The organism is Kitasatospora sp. NPDC032150 (assembly GCF_055579945.1).
This window is the reverse complement of record NZ_JBVIMH010000025.1, coordinates 105,611-113,009: the sequence shown is the minus strand read 5'-3', so window position 1 is coordinate 113,009 and position 7,399 is coordinate 105,611. Positions and strand designations below refer to the sequence as shown.

The window sequence follows — 7,399 nt, the reverse complement described above, 5'->3', positions numbered from 1 at the left end:
GACCGTCGTGGACCCGACCTCGGCCATGCTGCCCTGGGCGGAGCGGAGCGTGGCGGACGAAACCGAACTCGACGCGGCGATCCGCGAAGCGGTGACCACCGGCTTCGACCTCACACGTGAACTGCCCATCCGAGCCTCGCTGTTCACCCTCACCGAGCACGACCACGTCCTCGTACTGGTACTCCACCACATCACCGGCGACGGCTGGTCCATGGCACCCCTCGCCCAAGACCTCGGCACCGCCTACACCGCCCGACTCACAGGCAACACGCCCGACTGGCAACCCCTGCCCATCCAGTACGCCGACTACGCCCTCTGGCAGCACGACCTACTCGGCGAGGAGGACAACCCGACCAGCCTGGCCCACCGCCAACTCGCCCACTGGCGCGACACCCTGGCCGACCTCCCCGAAGAACTCACCCTCCCCACCGACCGGCCACGCCCCACCACCGCCACCCACCACGGCGGACACATCACCCTCCACTGGGACGCCCAACTCCACCACGACCTGCTCACCCTGGCCCACGACAACCAGGCCAGCCTCTTCATGGTCGTCCACACCGCACTCGCCGCCCTCCTCACCACCCACGGCGCAGGCGACGACATCCCCATCGGCACCCCCATCGCCGGACGCACCGACGAACAACTCGACAACCTCGTCGGCTTCTTCGCCAACACCCTCGTCCTGCGCACCGACACCTCAGGCGACCCCACCCTCCGCCAACTCCTCACCCGCATCCGCACCACCGACCTCACCGCCTACACCCACCAGGACACCCCCTTCGAACGCCTGGTGGAACTCGTCAACCCCACCCGCTCCATGGCCCGGCACCCCCTCTTCCAGGTCATGCTCGCCTTCCAGAACACCCCCCACGTCACCCTCGACCTCCCCGACCTCACCTTCCAACTCCAACCCGTCGACCTCGACATCGCCAAGTTCGACCTGCTGTGGAGTCTGCGGGAGCGGCCGGACGGCCAGGGGATCACCGGACTCCTGGAGTTCAACGGCGACCTCTTCGACCGGGAGACCGCCGAAACCCTGGCCACCCGGCTGGAGCGGGTACTGCGCGTACTGGTCGCCGACCCCGACCGCCGGATCAGCCGCATCGACCCGCTCGACCACCACGAGCGGCAGCAACTCCTGCTCGACGGGAGCAGTGCGGCCACCGCCCGGCCCGACTGCCTCCCGGCCCTGTTCGAGGCCCAGGCGGCCCGCACCCCCGAGGCCACCGCCGTACTGCACGACGGACTGCCGCTGAGCTACGCCGAGCTGAACGCCCGGGCGAACCGGCTGGCCCGGTTCCTGGTCGCCCGGGGGGCCGGTCCGGAGTCGGTGGTGGCCCTGGCCCTGCCGCGCTCGGCGGAGCTGATCACCGCGGTGCTGGCCGTGCTGAAGGCCGGTGCGGCCTATCTGTCCATCGACCCGGACTACCCGGCCCAGCGGGCCGGCTTCATGTGCGCCGACGCCGCACCGCTCGGCGTGCTGACCGCGGGTGACTCGGACGAGCGGCTGCCCGACACGGTGACCCGCTGGCGGCTGGACGACCGGAGCACGGCCGAGGAGCTGGCCGGGCACTCCCCGGCGGACCTGTCCGACGCCGACCGCAAGGCACCGCTGCGCATCGGCCACCCAGCCTATGTGGTCTATACCTCTGGCTCCACCGGGCAGCCGAAGGGCGTCCTGGTCAGCCACCGCGGTCTGGCGGCGCTGGCGCTCTCCCACCGGGAGGCACTCGGGGTGGACCGCGACTCCCGGGTCCTGCAGTTCGCCTCGCTCAGCTTCGACGCCTCGGCCGGCGAACTCGTGATGACGCTGCTGGCCGGCGCCACCCTGGTGGTCCCGCGCCGCGAACAGGCCATCGGCGACGGCGTCGTGGCGCTGATCGCCGAGGCCGGAGTGACGCACGCGATGCTCCCGCCCGCCTTCGTCGCCACCCTCGACCCGGCCCAGGTGCCGACGCTGCGCGGCCTGATCACGGGCGGCGAGGCCTGCCCGCCGGAGGTCACCGCCCGCTGGTCGGACGGCCGGACGATGCTGAACGCGTACGGCCCCACCGAGTCCACGGTGTGCGCGACCCTGAGCCGGCCGCTGACCGGCGCGGTCAACGCGCCGATCGGCCGCCCGATCACGGGCACCCGGGTGTACGTGCTCGGCCCCGGGCTGCAGCCGGTCCCGGTCGGGGTCCCGGGTGAGCTGTACCTGGCCGGCGACGGCCTGGCGCGGGGCTACCTCGGCCGGCCGGGCCTCACCGCGGAGCGCTTCCTGGCGGACCCGTTCGGCGAGCCGGGCTCCCGGATGTACCGCACCGGCGACCTGGCCCGCTGGAACCGCGACGGCGAACTGGTCTTCGCCGGCCGCGCCGACGACCAGGTCAAGGTGCGCGGCTACCGCATCGAACTCGGCGAGATCGAGGCGGCCCTCACCCGCCACCCCGCCGTCGCCCGCGCCACCGTGGTGGTCCGCGAGGACCGCCCCGGCGACAAGCGCCTCGTCGGCTACGCCGTCCCCGAGGGCGCCGCCGCCCCCGACCCCACCGAACTGCGCGCACACCTCGCGGCCGCCCTGCCCGAGTACATGGTGCCCGCGGCGATCGTGCTGCTGGAGGCGATCCCGCTGTCGCGCACCGGCAAGGTGGACCGTGCCGCCCTGCCCGCGCCCCGGTTCGACTCGATCAGCTCGGGCCGCGGCCCGCGCACCGCGCGCGAAGAGGTGCTGTGCGCGCTCTTCGCCGAGGTGCTCGGCGTGGAGCAGGTGGGCATCGACGACAGCTTCTTCGACCTCGGCGGGCACTCCCTGCTCGCCACCCGCCTGGTCAGCCGGATCCGCACCACCCTGGGCCTCGAACTGCCGCTCGCCGCACTCTTCGAGGCCCCGACGGTGGCGGCCGTCGCGGCCCACGGCGGCGGCACCGGACCGTCCCGGCCCGCACTGGAGCGCAGGAGGCGGCCGGACGTACTGCCGCTGTCCTTCGCCCAGCACCGGCTCTGGTTCCTCGGCCGGCTGCACGAGGCGGACGCCGTCTACAACATGCCCCTCCCGCTGGCCCTGACCGGCATGGTGGACCGCACCGCGCTGCAGGCGGCGCTGGACGACCTGCTGGCCCGGCACGAGTCGCTGCGCACGCTCCTGGTGGAGACCGAGGGGCGCGCGGAGCAGCGGGTGCTGCCGCCCGGCGAGGCCGCCTTGCCGCTGGCCTTCGTGGACGCCGATGAGGCGGACCTGCCCGATCTGGTCACCGCCGCGGCGCGGGCCGGCTTCGACCTGGCCACCGAACTGCCCGTGCGCGCCTCGCTGTTCAGCTACGGTGCGACCGAGCACGTGCTGCTGCTCTCCCTGCACCACAGCGCCGCGGACGGCTGGTCGCTGGCGCCGCTCGCCCGCGATCTGGGCACCGCGTACGCGGCACGGCTCGACGGGGCCGCGCCCGGCTGGGAGCCACTGCCGGTGCAGTACGCGGACTACGCCCTGTGGCAGCGCGAGCTGCTCGGGGACGAGGACGACCCCGAGAGCCTGGCCCACCGCCAACTCGCCTTCTGGCGCGACACCTTGGCCGGTCTGCCCGAGGAGCTCGCGCTTCCGGTGGACCGGCAGCGGCCGGCCGTGGCCGGCCACCGCGGCGGGCGGGTCGCGGTGTCCTGGGACGCCGGGCTGCACCGGGCCGCCACGGCGCTGGCCCGCCAGACCTCGGCCAGCGTGTTCATGGTGGTGCAGGCGGCACTGGCCGCGCTGCTCACCAGGCTCGGCGCCGGAGAGGACATCCCGGTCGGCAGCCCGATCGCCGGACGCACCGACGAGGCGCTCGACGACCTCATCGGGTGCTTCACCAACACGGTGGTGCTGCGTACCGACACCTCCGGCGACCCCGGCTTCCGGGAGCTGCTGGCCCGGGTGCGGACCGCCGACCTCGCCGCCTACACCCACCAGGACCTGCCGTTCGAGCGCCTGGTGGAGGTGCTCAACCCGGTGCGCTCGCTCTCCAGGCAGCCGCTGTTCCAGGTCCTGCTGGCCTTCCAGAACACCCCCGAGGTGTCGCTGCGGCTGCCCGGCCTGGAGATCGGGCCGGCGCCGGTCGAGGTGGGCGTGGCCAAGTTCGACCTGTCGCTGAGCCTGCGGGAGACCGGGAGCGGGTCCGGCATCGAGGGCATGCTGGAGTACCGCACCGACCTGTTCGACCACGCGAGCGCGGAGCTGCTCGTCGCCCGGCTGACCCGGCTGCTGCGCGAGGCGCTGGCCGATCCGGACCGTCCGATCAGCCGGATCGACGTCCTCGGCGACGCCGAACGGCACCGGGTGCTGCGGGAGTGGAACGACACCTCGTTGGCGCTTCCCCGGGCCGGATCCACCGTGCACCGGCTCTTCGCCGAGCAGGCGCGCCGGCAGCCGGACGCGGTCGCCGTCCGGTGCGGGGAGCGGGAGCTGACCTTCAGCGAACTGGACCGCCGGGCCGACCGGCTGGCCCGGCACCTGGTGGAGCTGGGCGTCCGGCCCGAGGACCGGGTCGCCGTGCTGATGGAACGCTCGCCCGAGCTGGTGGTCGCCCTGCTCGGCGTCCTCAAGGCGGGTGCCGCCTACGCGCCGCTGCACGAGGGCTACCCCGCCGAGCGGATGCGGGAGGTGCTGCGCCGGTCCGGGGCCGATGTCCTGCTCACCGACCGGGCCTGGCACGAGCGCGGCGTGCCCGAGGCGGCCCGTACCGTTCTGGTCGGCGCGGACGACCTGCCGGCGGCCGGCGAAGGGTCCGGCCCCGACGTGCCGGTGCACCCCGAGCAGGCGGTGTACGTGATGCACACCTCGGGCTCCACCGGCGAGCCCAAGGGCATCACCATCACCCACCGCGGACTGCTGGAGCTGGTGCTCGACCCGTGCTGGGAGTCCGGCCACCAGGACCGGGTGCTGATGCACGCGCCGTACGCCTTCGACATCGCCAACTACGAGCTGTGGATCCCGCTGCTGACCGGCGGCCAGGTCGTGCTGGCGCCGCCCGGCGACCTCGATGTCGCCGAGCTCAAGCGGCTGATCACCGAGTACGGCATCACGGGGGTGCACTTCACCGCCGGGCTCTTCCGGGCCGTCGCGGACGACCTGGCGGACGCGCTCGGCGGGGTCAGGGAGATCCTCACCGGTGGCGACGTGGTCTCGCCCGCCGCGGTGGAGAGCGTGCTGCGCGCCGCACCGCACCTGGTGGTCCGGCACCTGTACGGGCCCACCGAGATCACCCTCTGCGCCACCCAGCACCGGGTCACCGACCCGGCCGGACTCGGTGACCGGCTGCCGATCGGCCGGCCGATGGCCAACACCCGGGTGTACGTGCTGGACGGCAACCTGTCCCCGGTCCCCGTTGGGGTCGTGGGCGAGCTGTACATCGCCGGCGCAGGCCTGGGCCGGGGCTACCTCGGCCGGCCGGGGCTCACCGGCGAGCGCTTCGTGGCGGACCCGTTCGGCGAGCCTGGCTCCCGGATGTACCGCACCGGCGACCTGGTCCGCTGGAACGGCGCGGGCGAGCTGGTCTTCGCCGGCCGGGCCGACGACCAGGTGAAGATCCGCGGCTTCCGGGTCGAACCGGGTGAGGTCGAGGCGGTGCTGAGCCGGCACCCGGCCCTCGCCCGGAACACGGTGGTGGTCCGCGAGGACCGGCCGGGTGACCAGCGCCTGGTGGCCTACGTGGTGGCGGCCGATCCCCTGGCGGGCGTCGATCCCGCCGAGTTGCGCGAGTACGTCGGCTCGGTGCTGCCCGACTACATGGTCCCGGCCGCGGTGGTGCCGCTGCCGGAGCTGCCGCTGACTCCCAACGGGAAGTTGGACCGGGCCGCCCTGCCCGCTCCCGCCGCACCGGCGGCCGGGTCCGGGGCGCCCCGGAACGCGCGGGAGGAGCTGCTGTGCGCCCTGGTCGCCGAGGTGCTCGGGCTCGACCTGGTCGGCGTGCACGACAACTTCTTCGAACTCGGCGGGGACAGCATCGGCTCGATCCAGCTGGTCGGCAAGGCCAGGGCGGCTGGTCTGGCGCTGACCCCGAAGGACGTCTTCCAGGCCCGCACGGTGGCCCAACTGGCCCTCGCCGCGGGGACGGTGATCTCGCAGGCCACCGCCGACGACGGCGTCGGGGAGATCCCGCTCACCCCGGTGATGCACGATCTGCGGGCGCGCGGCGGCACGCTGGACGGCCTGTACCAGTCGGTGCTGCTGCGGGTCCCCGCCGAGCTGACCGGGGACTCGCTGGCCGCGGTGCTGCAGGCGGTGCTGGACCAGCACGACGTGCTGCGGCTGGAGGTCCAGGACTCCTCCTGGCGCCTGCGGACCCGTCCCGTCGGCGCGGTCGCCGCGGCGTCCTGCCTGCGGCGGGTGGACGTGGCCGGGCTGGACGACGCGGCGGCCCGCGCGGTGATGGCCGCCGAGGCCGCCGGGGCGGGCGACCGGCTGTCCCCCGCGGACGGCGTGGTGCTGCAGGCGGTCTGGTTCGACGCGGGCGGCGCACGCCCCGGCCGGCTGCTGCTCGCCGTCCACCACCTGGCGGTGGACGGGGTCTCCTGGCGGATCCTGCTGCCCGACCTGGCGGCGGCCTGGAGCGCGGTCTCGGCCGGCCGCACCCCGAAGCTGGAGCCGGTGGGCACCTCGTTCCGGCGCTGGGCCCGGACCCTGGCCGAGCAGGCCGGGCTGGCGTCCAGGACGGACGAGCTCGGGTTCTGGGCCGCTCCGGGCGCCGGTGACGAGCCACTGCTCGGCACCCGTCGCCTCGACCCGGCCCGGGACACCACCGAGACGGCGCGCTCGCTCTCGGTGGCGTTGTCCGCCGCCGTCACCGAGGCCGTTCTCACCCGGATCCCGGCGGCGTTCAACGCCGGCGTCGACGACGTACTGCTGACCGCGCTGGCGCTGGCGGCGTCGGCCACCCGGGAGCGCCCGCAAGGCGCGCCGGTGCTGGTGGAGGTCGAGGGGCACGGCCGACAGGAGGACCTGGTGCCCGGTCTGGACCTGTCCCGCACCATGGGCTGGTTCACCACGGTCCACCCGGTGCGGCTCGACCCGGGCCAGGTGGACTGGGAGGAGCTGTGGTCGGCCGGGCCGGTGGTCGGCACCGTCCTCAAGGGGATCAAGGAGCAGCTGCGCGCCGTACCGGACCACGGCCTCGGCCACGGGATGCTGCGGTACCTGAACGCCGCCACCGCACCCTCGTTGGCGTCCTCCCCCGAGCCGCAGATCGGCTTCAACTACCTCGGCCGCTTCGACACCGCGGGTCCGGACGCCGATTGGGGCCTGGCCCCGGAGAGCGCCCGGGACGACGCGGCCGGCCCGGGGGCGGGGGCGGGGGGGGGGTCGGGGGGAGGGGTGGGGGGTGAAGAGAGGGGGCGGGATAGGGGGGGAGGGGTCGAACTGCGTGACGCGGGGGGATGGTACGCGAAA

At 74.3% G+C, this 7,399-nt stretch carries 1 pseudogene; it reads left to right on the top strand.

Annotated elements, in window-relative coordinates:
- Nucleotides 1-49 precede the first annotated feature (49 nt).
- Nucleotides 50-7,399, top strand: a pseudogene (locus ACZ5ON_RS26110) (amino acid adenylation domain-containing protein); the annotation flags it as partial.